This is a genomic window from Gordonia sp. LMA484 (assembly GCF_058129505.1).
The window spans coordinates 1,379,476-1,395,673 of sequence record NZ_CM176700.1 but is presented as its reverse complement, the minus strand read 5'-3'; the positions used below and the strand labels follow the sequence as shown (position 1 = coordinate 1,395,673).

The window sequence follows — 16,198 nt, the reverse complement described above, 5'->3', positions numbered from 1 at the left end:
CCGACGAACCCGAAAGGAACCCGATGCCACGCCTTCCCGAGGTCCATCGCGCCGACGTCACCGACGACAAGATCCTGTACTTCTACGACCGGCTTTTCGGACCGGACAAGGACCCGGCAGTCGATCACGGCACCATTCACGCCACCCCGGGTGACTGGTGGACCGTGTTCGCGCAGTCGCCTGATGTCTTCCGGCATGCGGTCCGGGGATTCTCGTTGTACCGCAACTCATCTCTCGATCCGCTACTGCGCGAACTCGGACAGGGCCGCGCCGGTTACGCTCGTGGCAGTCAGTTCGTCTTCTCGCAGCACTGCAAACAGATGCGCTCCCTGGGCATGCCGGAGGAGAAGATCGCAGCCATCCCCGCATGGCAGGTCAGCGACCTCTTCACGCCGTTGGAGCGCGCCGTCCTCGCCTATGCCGACGGCCTCGTCCTCGACGGCGGCCGGGTCCCCGACGGCGTGTTCGAGGTGCTGACCGAGCACCTGTCTTCCGAACAGATCGTTCAATTGACCTACATCACCGCTCTGTACGACATGCACGCGACGATGTGCAAGGCGCTGCGCCTCGAATTCGATGACGTTCCCGAGCGCATCGCCGAGGTGCAGATCCCGGAGGGTGTCGAGGTCGCCGACCTGTCGGCCGATCTCGCCGGCGAGTGACGGTGGGTGGCGGCGAACCCGAGTCAGTGTGCATCCCGCGCACACCGGAAGCCGGTGTTGCCCGTCGAACTGTCGGCCGTGTTCGCGGTTCGCGCGGCCACCCGGTAGCGATTGCAGTAGGAGTCGTGGCAGAGGTATGAACCGCCGCGGATGACCCGCGCCGGTCCGTCGGTGGGTCCGCCCGGGTTGACACAACGCTCTGCTGCATGGGTGATGCCCCACCGGTCCGCGCACCACTCCCAGACGTTACCGGCGACGTTGTACAGACCGAACCCGTTGGGCGGGAAAGCATCCACCGGACAGGTACCTCGGAACCCGTCGTCGGCGGTGTTCTTCGTCGGGAAGCTGCCCTGCCAGATGTTGCACCGGTGTTCGCCGTCGGGCTGCAGTTCGTCGCCCCACGCGTATCGCTTGTGGCGGAGACCGCCGCGCGCCGCGCATTCCCACTCGGCCTCCGTGGGCAGCCTCGCGCCGGCCCACGAGCAGTAGGCCTGCGCGTCATCCCAGGAGACGTGGACGACAGGATGACGCCCACGGTCCTCGACGGTGCTCCCGGGCCCTTCCGGTGCCGCCCAATACGCGCCGTCGACGCCACACCACCACGGCGTCTGGTCCGGTCGCGGTGCGCCCCGCCTCAGGCTCGACGGCAGAAAGCCGGCGAACACGTAGGACCAGCCGTATCGCTCTGCGTCGGTGACATATCCGGTCTCGTCGACGAAGGCGGCGTAGTCGTTGTTGGTGACGGCATACGGGGCGATCCGGAACGCATCGACATACACCGGACGTACCGGCCCCTCCCCGTCACCCGGGAACCCCACCGGGTCCTCGGTGCCCATGAGGAACTCGCCGGCGGGGATGCGGACCCATTCGGTGTCCACGTCCCCGGGCCCGGCTACCGGTCCGGACGACCCCGTACCGACCGCGGCTGCGCCGGAAGGTCGCGCCGGAGTGCAGCAACCCGACTGTTCGATGTGAGAATCCATCCGTGTGTCCTCCGGGTTACTGTCCGAGACCGCGAGATCGCACTGTAATTCACTGGGTGGCGAGCTGGGCGCGCAGCCGGGCCTCGGCGGCCCCGGGCTCGTCACCCTTGTCAGTGTCGGTCTCGAGCACCACGCGGCGGATGGTGCCGGTGAAACGACCGCCCGGGGTGCCGTAGTCATCCGACACCGGTGACCCGTTGTCCGCGCCCACGTCGAGTCCGTCGGTGGTGTGGTACAGGAACGGCACGGTGTGCGCGAGCACCGTCTCGCCGACGCAGACCCCGTCGACGAAGAGCCGCCCGATGCCGCCCTTGCCGACACCACCACCGTCGTAGCTGAAGTCGTACTCCACGGTGTGCGCTCCCGGGATCAGCGGATCGTCGGCGACGATCTCGTAGTGCTCGACATCGATCCAGCTGTAGTGGAACGCAGGGACCCCCTCGCAGAGATAGAGCGCCCAGCCGCCGAACCGACTCCCTTGGGTGACCAGGGCGCCCGCATCGGCCGCACCGACCTCGACCTCGACACTGACCCGCCACGAGCAGTTCTTGGTGTCGGGGACGACGTTCTCGTTCATGTGCGACATCCCGGGGAACAGCGTCAGCGTGGTCCGCCCGTCCATCAACTGCGGCCGGCCCACCGAGGGTGCGTGCAGCCGCGCGACCTTGCGGTCATCGAGCGGGAACACGTTGTACTTTGCGCCCTCGATGAGGAACAGGTCCTTGAGCTGCTCCAGCCGCTCGGGTTCTGCCGCTGCCAGGTTGTGGGCCTGGCTGTGGTCATCGGGGGCATAGAGCTCCCAGTCGTCGTCGGCGAAGCTGGGGGTCTCGCCGTCGAACACCCACGGGATGCCGTGGATGGTGCACGCCGACCAGCCGTCGTGGTAGATCCCGCGATTGCCGAACAGCTCGAAGTACTGCGTGGTGTGCTGCTCGGGGGCGTCGGCGTCGTCGAACGAGTACACCATGGAGACGCCCTCGAGCGGTTTCTGGGCCACGCCGTTGACCATCGTCGGCTCGGGCAGACCGGCGACCTCGAGTACGGTCGCCGCCACGTCGTTCACGTGGGTGAACTGATGCCGGTTCTCCCCGGCGGACTCGATGCCGGCGGGCCAGTGCACGATCATCCCGTTGCGGGTGCCACCCCAGTGGGAGGCGATCTGCTTGGTCCACTGGTATGGGGTGTTCATCGCATGCGCCCATCCCACCGGGTAGTGGTTGAACAGGCTCGGCCCGCCGATCTCGTCGATCCGCTCGAGCATCTCGGTCACGGTGGCCGGCTCGAGGTTGTAGGTGGCGAACTCGTTGAGGCAGCCGTGCGGTCCGCCCTCGCCGCTCGCGCCGTTGTCGCCGAGGATGTAGATGATGATCGTGTTGTCGAGCTGACCGATCTCGTCGAGCGCGTCGACGACCTTGCCGATCTGCTCGTCGGTGTGGGTTGCCATGGCGGCGTAGGCCTCCATCATCCGCGCGTAGAGACGCCGCGCGTCTTCCGGCTGCTCGTCCCACGACCCGATCTCGTCCGGACGGGCACTCAGTTCGGTGTCGTCGGGCACGATGCCGAGTTCCTTCTGCTTCGCCAGCGTCTGCTCACGCTGTGCGTCCCACCCGTGGTCGAAGTCGCCGCGGTAGGACTCGACGTAGGCCGCCGGCACATGGTGCGGTGCGTGCACGGCGCCGAACGAGAGATAGCTGAAGAACGGCTTGTCCGGCGAGAGCGTCTGCTGTTGACGAATGTCGGCGATCGCACGCTCGGCAATGTCCTCGCTCAGGTGGTAGCTCTGCCCCTGCGGCGTCTGCACCGGCGTGGTGCCCTCGAACAGGGTCGGTGCGTACTGGTCGGTCTCGCCGCCCATGAAACCGTAGAACTTCTCGAAGCCCTCACCTGTCGGCCACCGGTCGAACGGGCCCGACCGGCTCATCTCCCAGGTGGGTGTCTGGTGGTATTTGCCGAAGCAGCTGGTGCCATACCCGTTGCGCCGCAACATCTCCGGCAGCGTGGCGACAGAGTCGGGTCGCGTCGACGAGTAGCCGGGGAATGCCGAGGCGAGCTCGGTGATCACGCCCATCCCGGCGGTGTGATGGTTGCGACCGGTCAGCAACGAAGCCCTGGTCGGGGAGCACATCGCGGTGGTGTGAAAACGCGTGTAGCGCAGGCCGTCGGCGGCGAGCCGCTCCGCGACCGGCATCCGGCACGGACCGCCGAACGCCGACGACGCGCCGAAGCCCATGTCGTCGAGCAGGATCATCACCACGTTCGGCGCGCCGGCCGGAGGGCGCAACGGTTGTATCGGGGCGGGAGTCTCGGCGTGACGCACATCGACCGCGGTGGTCGGCGCGGGCCGTGGCGGTTGAATCGGGAGGCTGGTGCGGTAGTCGGCGTGGACCATCGGGGTTCCTTTCGCGGGATGTCGACGCGGAATGACATCGATCGTGCGCGGCTGGACGGGCAACATACTTGCCTTGAGGCGACGACTACTTGACCTGACACGACAACCCACCGGAAGATGGCCGACGTGTCCGTCATCCGTGGATCGGTGCTGACCGGTTATCGGGAGCAGGTCGCCGAGCTCGGCGCCGATCCCGACCTGCTGCTGCGCGCGGCCGGGCTGCGCCCCGAGGATGCCGGCAACCACGACGTCTTCATCCCGTATCGGAGTCACATCACGGCCATGGAGAGCGCGGCCGAGGCCACCGGCAGAGTCGACTTCGGACGGCTACTCGCGGACCGCCGACAAGGCGTCGAGATCCTCGGACCACTGGGGGTCGCGGTGCGGACGGCCCGGAACGTGGCCGACGCCGTCGCCATCGGGGTCAAGTATGTCGGCGCCTACGGACCGGCGATCGCGGTCACGCTCGAACCGACCGACACCGACGCCCGGGCCTTCTACGAGATCCGCCCGCTGCTCGACCATCTCCCTCCGCACGCCCAGACCCAAGAGCTCGCCCTGGGTGTGTCGCTGAAGGTGTTCCGGTTCCTGCTCGGTCCCGAGTACCGGCCACTGCAGGTCCACCTGACCCATCGCGCGCTCACCGGCCGAAAGGACTACCTCGCCTACTTCGGCTGCGCTCCGCGATTCGAACAGCCGCGTGCCGGGTTGGTGCTGCGCACCAGCGATCTCGATCGACCGCTCAGCCATGACCGCGCCGCCAACGAGGTGATCCGGCGCTACCTCGACACCGTCCTGCCCGCACGTGAGACGAGCCTGATCGTTCGTGCCGGCGAACTCATCCGCCACCTGCTGCCCACCGGGGCGACGCTGGACATGATCGCGCAGCAGTTCGCCATGCACCCCCGAACCTTCCAGCGACGCCTGGAGTCACAGGGCACCACCTACGCCGACCTCGTCGACGATGTCCGACGAGACGTCGCCGAGCGCTACCTCCGGGACACCGACCTGAGCTTCACGTTCATCGCCCGCGAACTCGGTTACTCCGAACAGAGCGCGCTCACCCGCGCATGCCGTCGGTGGTTCGGCACGAGCCCCCGCGCCTATCGCAACCAGCTCGCCGACCGCTGATCGGCTCCCGCTGATTGTCAGCAACCCGATCGCCATCTCGCCGGTCGAACTCCCGCCGATCCCCAGCAACCCGATCGCCATCTCGCCGGTCGAACTCCCGCCGATCCCCAGCAACCCGATCGCCATCTCGCCGGTCGAACTCCCGCCGACCCTCAGCAACCCGATCGCCATCTCGCCGGTCGAACTCCCGGTGATCGTCAGCAGCGAGATCGCCATTTCGCTGGTCGAGTAAGTGACCGAGCGCAAGCGAGGGAGCGCATCGAGACCAATCTCCCTGTCATGCAGGTGATCTCGATGCTCTCGCCGCTGACGCTCCTCGCTTACTCGATCAGCGGAAGGAGACTCCCTTACGCGAATCGGTGAGGCGACTTACTCGATCAGCGGGCGAGGTGCTGTACGGGGCCCTCATCGCCGTACACCGACGCGACGCGACGAACCGTGACCTCTCAAGTCAAATACGTGTCATCTCAAGTCAAGTTTGTCCTGTGATTCAGGTCGCACACTGGGAGCCACTCGGCCCCGACCACACAGAAGGATCTCCGCCATGTCCCTCACCGAAGTCCCCGCCACAACATCCCCGAGACCCAAGACGTCCAGCGTGTCGCGGCCCCGATTGTTCGGCTGGTCCACCGGCTTTCTGGCTTCGAACACGTTTCTGACCGCTCCGGGCCTGCTGTTGATCATCTACCTGACCAACACCGTCGGAGTCGCCGCCGGACTGGCCGGCCTCATCGTCGCGCTGCCGAAATTGTGGGACACCCTGCTGAGCCCATGGGCCGGAGCACTCAGCGACCGAGAAGCGGTCCGCACCCATCGGCGCCAACAACTGATGTGGATCGGCGCGCTGACGCTCCCCGTCTTCTTCGTGCTGACCTTCGCCTCCCCGTTCACCGGCAGCATCGGGGCGCTGTGGGTGCTGGTCGCCTTCCTCCTCGCGTCCACCGGCTACCTGCTGTTCCAGGTCCCCCAGACGGCGCTGGCAGCCGAGATGACCGACTCTCCCGTCGAGCGGACCCGGATCATGACCTGGCGGTCGATGTTCTTCACGTTCGGATTCCTGATCGGCGGCGTCATCGCTCCCAAGCTCGTCGGTCACGGCACCATGGCCTCCTACCGAACCATGGCCGTCGTCGTCGGCATCGGCCTCCTGGTTGCGATGATCGTGCCGGCGCGCTCGACACGGTGGGTCCGATCCGGCACCGGCTCCGGCACCGGCTCCGGCTCCGGTTCCGGCAACGGTGGTCAGGCACTCGGTCTGCGCGAATCCTTCCGAAGCGCACGGGGCAACACGGCGTTCTTCCTCCTGGTCACCACCTACGCGCTGATGGTTATCTTCCAGACCATGGCGATGACCGGTCTGCCGTACGTCGCCACGTACTACCTGGGTGGCCAGGCGAAGACCGCCATCGTGTTCCTCGTACTCACGGCAGCAAGCGCCCTCTCGGCCCCGCTGATCGGCCGCTACACCCGTCGCACCGGTAAACCGCGCATGTTCATGCTGATGATCTGCGCGTGGGCGGCCAGTGCCGCGGCGTTCTACCCCGCCGTCAAAGCCGGCCTGCTCCCCACCGTCGTCGTCGCGGCCCTGATCGGGGTCGCGACCATGGGCACCCAGGTTCCGCTCTTCGCGATGCTGCCCGACACCATCGCCGCCGACACCAAGCGCACCGGACGAGACCAGGCCGGCGCCTTCACCGGACTGTGGACCGCCGCTGACAACGGCTCCCACGCGCTGGGTCCGCTCTGCTACAGCCTCATCCTCGCCGGGAGCGGCTTCGTCTCCTCCACGCACGCGATCCCGCAGTCCGCCACCGCGCTCGAGGGCCTGCTGCTCGGATTCTCCATCATCCCCGCAGCCTTCCTCCTGTTCCTGCTCCCCCTCATCCGGCGCTACCGCAACACCGATGCCGGCCGGCTCGGCACCGCGACCACGCACTGACCAACCACAGAACCAACGAGGAGCCATCATGAGCCGCAACCACCTGCTGCTACCGCCCGAACCATTCTCCGGGAAGATCGGTGTGACCTACCACGATTCAGAGGCGGGCGTGATGAGTTCACCGTCCGCCCCCGCGGGAGCACCGAACGTCGTGGTCATCATGCTCGACGACGTCGGCTTCGGTCAGCCCAGCCTGTGTGGCGGCCCGGCGAAGACCCCACGCCTGGAACAACTCGCATCCGAAGGCGCCTTCTACAACCGATTCCACACCACCGCCCTGTGCTCGCCCACGCGCGCCGCACTCCTGTCGGGCCGCAACCATCATTCGGTGCACTCCGGCAACATCATGGAACTGGCGACCGCGTTCCCCGGCTACGACGGGCAATGGGGCCCCGAATCCGCATCGGTCGCCGAGATCCTCAAGCTCAACGGCTACAGCACGGCCGCATTCGGCAAGTGGCACAACACCCCCGACCACGAGACCAGTGCCGCCGGGCCGTTCGACCGATGGCCGACGGGCAAGGGCTTCGAGTACTACTGGGGGTTCCTCGGCGGTGAGGCCGACCAGTGGAATACGCCGTTGTGGGAGAACACCACGCCGGTCGAGCGCACTCCCGGCGCCGACGAGACCTGGCATTTCACCGAGGCGATGGCGGACAAGGCCATCGAGTGGATGACGAATCAGAAGGCCTCGGCTCCCGACAAGCCCTTCTTCGTGTTCTGGACGCCAGGTGCCGCTCACGCGCCCCATCACGTCGACAAAGAGTGGTCGGATCGGTATCGGGGCGCGTTCGACCACGGCTGGGATCACGAGCGGCAGCTGACGTTCGAACGGCAGAAGGCCCTGGGCATCATTCCCGCGGACACCGCGTTGACCCCGCGTCCGGATGAGATTCCGGCCTGGGACGAGCAGCCCGACGACGCCAAGCGCCTGTACGCCCGGATGCAGGAGGTGTTCGCCGGATTCCTCGAGCACACCGATGCCCAGGCCGGCCGCCTCATCGACGCACTCGACACGCTCGGGGTCGCCGACGACACTCTCGTCATCTACATCATCGGCGACAACGGGCCCAGCGCGGAGGGCACACTCACCGGCACGCTGAACAACATGAAGACCCAGCACGGATTCCACGACGACCTGGACACGATGCTGGCGCACATCGACGAGATCGGCGGCCCGAACCACGAGAACCACTATCCGGTGCCGTGGTGCTGGGCGGGCTCGTCCCCGTTCCAGTGGATGAAGCAGGTGGCCTCGCACTTCGGGGGCACCCGCAATGGACTCGTGATGCGTTATCCCGGACACATCGACGAGAACGACACGGTGCGTTCACAGTTCCACCACGTCGTCGACATCGCGCCGACCATCCTCGACGCCGTCGGCATCCCGCACCCGACGCGGGTGAACGGCGCCGAGCAGACCCCCGTTGAGGGCACCTCGATGGCCTACACCTGGACAGATGCCGACGCCGACGGCCGGCGTCGCACGCAGTATTTCGAGATGTTCGGCAACCGCGCCATCTACCACGACGGCTGGGTGGCCGGGTGTCGGCACAAGATCCCGTGGCAGATGCGGGGTTCGGCCGACTTCGCCGCGGACACGTGGGAGTTGTACAACGTCGACGAGGACTTCTCTCAGGCCCACGACCTGGCCGCGGAGTTCCCCGACAAGCTCCGAGAGCTACAGGACCTGTTCATGGCGGAGGCCGCGAAGTACAACGTGCTGCCGCTCGACGATCGGTTCTCGGAACGCGCGGACGTGAGCCTGCGGCCGAGCCACATCGCCGGCAAGAAGAGCTTCACGTACTTCGCGGGAACAGTGCGCATTCCGGAGACCTCGTCGCCGCCGATCAAGAACGTCGATCATGTCCTCTCCGCCGAGATCGAGATCCTCGATCCGGCGACGGAAGGCGTGCTGATCTCCTGTGGTGGGCGTACCGCCGGGTACACGCTCTTCGTGCAGGACGGCAGGCTGCACTGGGAGCACAACTGGTTCTCCGAGCACCGCTACCGGGTGTCCTCCGACGCGCCGCTTCCGGCCGGCCGCTACATCGTGTCGGCCCAGATCGAGTGCGATGAGCCGGGAACTCTGGGCACCGGAGGCCGGGTCACGTTACGCGCGGGCACCGAGGTGATCGGTGCGGGCATCTTCGCGCAACAGGTCCCGATGCGCTACACCGTCCAGGAGTCGTTCGACATCGGCTGCGATCTGATCACTCCGGTCTCCAATGCCTACGAGGCCCCCTTCCGATTCACCGGAAAGCTGCACCGTGCGATGGTCGACATCGAAGGTGGCCAGTCCTTCGACGAGGTGGCCACCGACGAGTCCAAGCTGGCTGCAGCGGAGTTGTTCTCGCGCATCCACATGGCGACACAGTAGGCGGGACCGCGGACTTTGGTCTGTCGCCCGGCAACGACAGACCAAAGTCCCGTTCACCCGTGATTCGGACACCGCACGACGTCGCAGGGGGGATGCTGGTCCTATGACGATGTCCGGGACGGGGGCTCCCGACGAGCAATCCGCCACCCGCGTGGTCACGATCGACGCCCGTCTCCACGATGCGGTGATCTTCGACCTCGACGGCGTGATCACCGACACCGCATCGGTACACGCGACCGCGTGGGCGGAGCTGTTCGATGACTACCTCCGGCGACACCCTGACCTCGACGGCGCCGTTCGATCGCCGTTCACCGATGACGACTATCGGCGATACGTCGACGGCAAACCGGTCGAGGACGGGGTGACCGACTTCCTCGCTTCCCGCGGCATCACCGTCGGCCGCGGCACGCCCGACGATCCACCGGACACCGATTCCGTCTGGGGCATGAGCAATCGCAAGACCGTCCGTTATCTCGAGATGCTCGATCGCGACGGTGTGGCACCGTTCGCCTCCACGGTCGCACTGATCCGGCGGCTCAAAGCATTCGGGATCGCCTGCGGAGTGTTCTCGTCGAGCCGCCACTGCGCGCAGGTCCTGGAGGCCGCGGGTATCGGAGATCTGTTCTCCACACGGGTCGACGGTGTGGTCGCCGAGGAACTCGGCCTGCCGGGCAAGCCCCATCCCGCAACCCTCCTCGAGGCCGCCCGCAGGCTCGGGGCGACGCCGCGACGCTGTGTCGTCGTCGAGGATGCGGCGGTGGGCATCGCCGCCGGCCGCGCCGGCGGGTTCGCACTCGTCATCGGCGTAGACCGCACCGGAGATGCGGATGCGTTGGTACGTGCCGGCGCGGACGTCGTGGTCACCGACCTCGCCGAGGTCACGGTCCGCCTCGGCGGTGCCCGGATCTCGACGATGCCCGATGCCCGGACCTATCTCGATCACCTGCATTCCATCGCGGCCACGCGCACCCCGGCGATGTTCTTCGACTTCGACGGCACGCTGTCGGACATCGTTCGCGATCCGGCCGCCGCGGCCCTGGTCGACGGTGCGTCCGAGACGTTGACCCGACTTTCGACGGTGTGCCCGGTCGCCGTCCTCAGCGGCCGTGACGTCCCCGACGTGCGCGCACGGGTCGGTCTCGACGGGATCTGGTACGCCGGAAGCCACGGCGCCGAGCTCGTCGGGCCGGCGGGCGAGCACTACGTCAACGAGGTCGCCCTGGGATCCACCGACAAAGTCGATTCCGCCGCAATGGAATTACGTGATCAGCTCGACGGGATACCGGGAATTCTGCTGGAACACAAGAAGTTCAGTGTTGCCGTCCACTACCGGAACGTCGACACCGATCGCGTGGGCGAGATCACGGCGGCAACACGGGCGGTCGGTCGCACGCATGGTCTGCGGATCGTGCCGGGGCGGATGGTGATCGAACTGCGCCCCGACGTGGATTGGGACAAGGGTCGCGCACTGCGCTGGATCCTCGACCGGATGGACGTCCCCGGCGACGCCATACCGATCTACTTCGGCGACGACATCACCGACGAGGACGCCTTCGACCAGGTCTCCACCGACGGGATCGGCGTGGTGGTCCGTGCCGCGGAGAACAAGGACCGCCGCTCCGCCGCACAGTTCGCCGTCGACTCCCCCGGCGCGCTGGCCAAGCTGCTGGGCCGCATCGCCGATCTGCTCGAACAGTCTCGCGAGCCCACCAGTGCCTGGTCGTTGACCTATGACGCCTACGATCCGCACGCCGAGAAACTCCGGGAAGCACTGTGCACCGTCGGTAACGGCTACCTCGCGAGCCGCGGGTGTGCACCGGAATGCGATGCGGGACAAGTGCACTACCCCGGCACCTACGCGGCCGGGCTGTTCAACCGACTGATCGACCACGTCGACGGCACCGACATCGACAACGAGAGCCTGGTGAACCTGCCCAATTGGCTGCCGCTGACGTTCCGGATCGACGACGGCGCATGGTTCGACATCGACGACGTGGAACTGATGTCGTTCCGGCAGTCCCTCGATCTTCGGCGCGCGGTCCTGACCCGCGACGTCCGTTTCCGCGACCCGGCGGGCCGGGTCTCGACGCTGCGGCAGCGCCGGTTCGTGTCGATGGACCAGCCGCATGTCTGTGCCCTGGAGACGACGATCACCGCGGAGGACTGGTCCGGCACGATCGAGTTCTGCTCGATGCTCGATGGCGACGTCCGAAACAGTCTGGTCGAACGGTACCGCGAGTTGGCGAGCGACCACCTCACGGCGCACCGGACCACACGCCTGTCCGAGGATTCGGTGCTGCTGACCGCGCGCACCAATCAATCCGGCATCGCGGTTGCTCTGGCCGCCCGCACCACCCTCTGGCGTGGCGGGGAACGATTGCCGGGCCGCTACCGACTCATGGACGAGGGCCGCCGGGTCGGCCACCGGATCGCTGTCGACGTCGTCGCCGGCGACAGCGTCACCGCGGAGAAGGTGGTGACGCTGTACACCTCGCGCGACCACGGTATCTCCGAACCCGGCGAGGCGGCCTCGCGATGGCTGGCCCGGCTGGGAAGCTTTCGCGAGCTCCTCGCCGACCACGCGCGCGCTTTCGTCAAGCTCTGGGATCTGTTCTGCATCAACCTCGACGGCCACCCGGAGGCACAGCGTGTCATCCGGGTGCACCTGCTGCATCTGCTGCAGGTGGTCTCCGACCACACCGTCGAACTCGATGCGGGTGTGCCCGCGCGCGGACTCAACGGCGAGGCGTACCGCGGACACATCTTCTGGGACGAGTTGTTCGTCCTGCCGGTGCTCAATCCGCGTCTGCCCGCACTCACCAAGGCCCTGCTCCGCTATCGCTTCCGCAGGCTGCCCGAGGCACGTCAGCTCGCCCGCGAGGCAGGATATCGGGGCGCGATGTTCCCGTGGCAGTCCGGCAGCGACGGGCGCGAGGAGAGCCAGAAGCTTCACCTCAATCCACGTTCGGGACGATGGAACCCGGACCCGAGCGCACGTCAGCATCACATCGGCCTCGCCGTCGCCTACAACGTGTGGCAGTACTTCCAGGTCACCGGCGACCTCGACTTTCTCATCGAATGTGGCACCGAGCTACTCGTCGAGACAGCGAGGTTCTGGGCGTCGCTGGCGACCTATGACCAGACGCACGACAGGTATGTCATCCGCGGGGTGATCGGGCCGGACGAGTTCCACGCCGGATATCCGGAAGCGCCGTACGACGGAATCGACAACAACGCCTTCACGAACGTCATGGTTGTCTGGGTGCTCGGGCGCGCGCTCGATGCACTCGCGGCGATCCCGCAGCGCGATCGTGTCAACCTGCTCGACGAGATCGGCCTCCGTGAGCCGGAACTCGAGCACTGGCGCGAGCTGGCGTGTCGCATGTTCGTACCCTTTCACGACGGCACGATCAGCCAGTTCGAGGGCTACGAGGCGTTGGCAGAACTGGATTGGGATTCCTACCGCGCGAAGTACGGCAACATTCAACGGCTCGATCGAATACTGGAGGCCGAGCACGATGACGTGAACCGTTACCGGGCCTCCAAGCAGGCCGATGTCCTGATGTTGTTCTACCTACTGTCTGCCGATGAGCTGCGCACGATTCTCGAGCACCTCGGCTATGGGTTGCCGCCGGAGATGATCCCCCACACCATCGACTACTACCTGGCGCGTACCTCGCACGGCTCGACGTTGAGCTCGGTGGTGCATGCGTGGGTGCTCGCTCGGGCGAACCGGGCGCGAGCCGTCGACTTCTTCGAACGCGTGCTCTTGTCCGATGTCGCGGATATCCAGGGTGGCACGACCTCGGAGGGCATTCATCTGGCCGCCATGGCCGGCAGCATCGACCTTCTGCAGCGCTGCTTCTCCGGTCTGGAATTGCGCGAGAATCGCCTCATCGTCAATCCCCACTGGCCGAAAGCGCTCGGCACTCTGTCGTTTCGAATCTTCTATCGCGGCCATCGCCTGCAGCTGCGGGTCAGCGGCAACGGCGTCCGAATCGCCTCGGAGAAGCGTCGAGTCGATCCGATCGCTGTCGAATGTCGCTCGGTGGTCCGTCAACTCGGCGCCGGCGGCGTCGTCACATTCCACTGACACCGGATCGGTGCCGCTGTCACTGTCCGAAGGGACATTCGGCCCTCGCGCGCAGCCGGCGTTTGGGTGACCCTGGAAAGGTGGCCGCCATCTCGATCTCGGGACTGACCAAGTCGTTCGGGCATGTCCGGGCCCTGGACAGACTGAACCTCACCGTGCACGCCGGAGAGGTGCACGGTTTCCTCGGCCCGAACGGTTCGGGTAAGACAACCACGATCCGCGTCCTGCTGGGGCTGCTGCGTGCGGACAGCGGCACGATCCGGGTGCTCGGTAGCGATCCCTGGCGCGATGCGGTGTCACTGCACGGCCGACTCGCGTATGTGCCCGGCGAGGTCAGTCTCTGGCCGGGCATCACCGGCGGCGAGGTGATCGATCTGATGGGCCGTCTGCGCGGCGACTCCGATCGGCAGCGCCGCGACGCTCTCCTCGAACGCTTCGACCTGGATCCCCGGAAGAAGGCACGCACCTATTCGAAGGGCAATCGACAGAAGGTCGCTCTGATCGCCGCACTGGCGTCGGATGCCGAACTGTTGCTCCTCGACGAGCCGACTGCCGGACTGGACCCGCTGATGGAAGCGGAATTCCAGCGCTGTGTCGCCGAGGAACGATCGCGCGGACGGACCGTGCTGTTGTCGAGCCACATCCTGGCCGAGGTCGAGGCGCTATGCGACCGGGTGACGATCATCCGGCTCGGCACAACCGTGGAGAGCGGAACTCTCGCCGAACTGCGTCATCTCAGCCGAGTGGCGATCACCGCCGAGACGCGGCAGGAACCGACCGGGATCGACGAATTGCCCGGCGTGCACAACCTCGTCCGGGACGGACACACCGTCCGGTTCGACGCCGACGCGGTCGCACTCGAGGACATCATGCGGACACTCGCGGCGCTCGGCGTGCGTGATCTCACGAGCTCGCCGCCGACGCTGGAGGACATCTTCCTACGCCACTACCGCGACGGAGCGACGTGGGCGCCCACGACCGTCGACGATGCGCGCACACCGAGATGACCGTCATGACTTCGATCGTCCACCCGTCGGAAAGCACCACCGGGTCCGGTTGGCTGTTGAGATTCGGGTTGCGGCGCGAGCGGGTCGGATTGGCGGCCTGGCTGGTCGGTACCGCGCTCTTGCTGGGCTTCCAGTCGCTGGGCAGCCAGGGCCTCTACGACAGTCCGGAAAAGCTGGCCGCCTTGCGTCAGACGGTCGGTGGCAGCCCGGCACTGATCGCCTTGAGCGGGCCCGAGCAGCTGCTCGGCACGGTCGGCGGCGAGGTCGTCTTCGAGATCTTCGGCTACATCGCGATCATTCTGGCCCTCATGAACATGTTCCTCGTCGGCCGGCGAACCCGGTCCGACGAGGAGAACGGACGTGCCGAACTGATCCGGTCGGCGCGCGTCGGTCGCCGTGCCCTGCTCGTGTCCGCGGTGGCTCTCGCGGGTCTGGCCGATGTGGCGGCGGGCATGATCGTCTTCCTCACCGCCGTCGCGACCGGCCTGCCGGTGGAAGGCTCGCTGCTACTCGGAGTGGCCCTCGCCGCAGTCGGGTTCGCCTTCGCCGGGGTCACCGCGGTGGCCGCCCAGGTCTTCGAGAACCCGCGAAGTGTCTACGGTGCCGTCACCGCCACGATCGGCCTCGCGTATGTGTTGCGCGCCGCCGGTGACGTGGGCGACGGCACATTGTCGTGGCTGTCTCCGATCGGTTGGGGCCAGCGCACATGGCCGTATGTCGGCGACCACTGGCTGCCACTGTTGCTCCCGCTGGCCGGCGGCACACTCTGCGTCGCTGCTGCGGCAGCACTCTTGGAACACCGGGACTTCGGCGCCGGCCTGCTCGGCTACCGCGCAGGCCGGGCCACCGCAACCCGGATGCTGGGCTCGGCGCTGGGGCTGGCGTGGCGAACCCAGCGCGGCTCGCTGGTCGCGTGGGCCGTCGGCGTTTTCGCACTGTCGGCGGCATACGGGTCGTTTGCCGAGAGCATCACCGAGTTCATCGAGAACAATCCCCAGATCGGCGACTACCTGCCGGGCGGCGCGGCCGACGCGGTGAATGCCTATCTGGCCCTGTGTCTTGCGATCGCGGCACTTCTCGCGACCGGATACGGGGTGAACAGCGCGCTGCGGGCGCGCAAGGAGGAGTTGGCGGGTCGGGCCGACCCGGTCATCGCGGCCGCCAACAGTCGCAGTTCATTTCTGGCCGGTCATGTCGCGATGGCGCTGGGCGGGAGCGCAATTCTGCTGGCCGTGGGCGGATTCGCCGAGGGTCTTGCCTACGGGCTCAGCATTTCCGATCCCGGTCAGGCGATCCGATTGGCCGGGGTGGCACTGGTGTATCTGCCGGCGGTGTGGGTAGTCGTCGGGGTGGCGGTGCTCGGCTTCGGCTGGATGCCGCGGGCCGCGGGGATCGTCGCGTGGACCGCTTTCGGCTACTGCGTGGTGATCACTCTTTTCGCCGCATCCTTCCGGTTGCCGACCTGGATCGAGAAGGGCTCTCCCTTGGCCCACACGCCACAGGCTCCGCTCGAGAGTCCGACGGTGACGCCCCTTGCGACGATCACGATCATCGCCGCCGCCCTGGTAGTCACCGGGTTCGCCGGCCTTCGTCAACGCGATGTGGGGTGCTGAC

The 16,198-nt window shown here is 66.8% G+C and carries 9 protein-coding genes; 7 read left to right on the top strand and 2 right to left on the bottom strand.

Annotated features, from left to right (window positions below):
- Positions 1 to 23 precede the first annotated feature (23 nt).
- Positions 24 to 662 (top strand): carboxymuconolactone decarboxylase family protein, encoded by a 639-nt coding sequence (locus tag AC4AMJ_RS05895; RefSeq protein ID WP_489894900.1) that lies wholly within the window; start codon positions 24 to 26, stop codon positions 660 to 662.
- 23 nt (positions 663 to 685) lie between these two features.
- Here AC4AMJ_RS05895 and AC4AMJ_RS05890 read toward each other — a convergent pair whose 3' ends face one another.
- Both AC4AMJ_RS05890 and AC4AMJ_RS05885 read right to left on the bottom strand, forming a co-directional pair.
- Complete coding sequence (locus tag AC4AMJ_RS05890) at positions 686 to 1,645, bottom strand: formylglycine-generating enzyme family protein (protein WP_489917512.1); 960 nt, start codon at positions 1,643 to 1,645, stop codon at positions 686 to 688.
- A gap of 49 nt (positions 1,646 to 1,694) precedes the next feature.
- A complete protein-coding gene (locus tag AC4AMJ_RS05885; protein WP_489917511.1) occupies positions 1,695 to 4,034 on the bottom strand; it encodes an arylsulfatase in 2,340 nt (779 codons plus the stop codon).
- A gap of 117 nt (positions 4,035 to 4,151) precedes the next feature.
- On the opposite strand from AC4AMJ_RS05885, the gene AC4AMJ_RS05880 reads away from it, so the two are divergent.
- The 6 genes from AC4AMJ_RS05880 to AC4AMJ_RS05855 all read left to right on the top strand — a co-directional run bounded on the left by AC4AMJ_RS05880 (position 4,152) and on the right by AC4AMJ_RS05855 (position 16,197).
- Entirely contained in the window at positions 4,152 to 5,165 is a 1,014-nt protein-coding gene (locus AC4AMJ_RS05880) for an AraC family transcriptional regulator (RefSeq protein WP_489917510.1), read from the top strand.
- Between the two features lie 544 nt (positions 5,166 to 5,709).
- Positions 5,710 to 7,104, top strand: coding sequence for an MFS transporter (locus tag AC4AMJ_RS05875; RefSeq protein ID WP_489917509.1), 1,395 nt, complete (start codon positions 5,710 to 5,712; stop codon positions 7,102 to 7,104).
- 28 nt (positions 7,105 to 7,132) lie between these two features.
- A complete protein-coding gene (locus AC4AMJ_RS05870) occupies positions 7,133 to 9,484 on the top strand; it encodes an arylsulfatase (RefSeq protein ID WP_489917508.1) in 2,352 nt (783 codons plus the stop codon).
- Positions 9,485 to 9,587: 103 nt separating this feature from the next.
- The gene (otsB, locus tag AC4AMJ_RS05865) at positions 9,588 to 13,577 is read left to right on the top strand and encodes a trehalose-phosphatase (RefSeq protein WP_489917507.1); all 3,990 of its coding nucleotides are present in this window, start codon (positions 9,588 to 9,590) and stop codon (positions 13,575 to 13,577) included.
- A gap of 80 nt (positions 13,578 to 13,657) precedes the next feature.
- The gene (locus AC4AMJ_RS05860) at positions 13,658 to 14,584 is read left to right on the top strand and encodes an ABC transporter ATP-binding protein (RefSeq protein ID WP_489917506.1); all 927 of its coding nucleotides are present in this window, start codon (positions 13,658 to 13,660) and stop codon (positions 14,582 to 14,584) included.
- Positions 14,585 to 14,589: 5 nt separating this feature from the next.
- Positions 14,590 to 16,197, top strand: a complete 1,608-nt coding sequence (locus AC4AMJ_RS05855; protein ID WP_489917505.1) for an ABC transporter permease — start codon at positions 14,590 to 14,592, stop codon at positions 16,195 to 16,197.
- The last annotated feature ends 1 nt before the right edge of the window (position 16,198 follow it).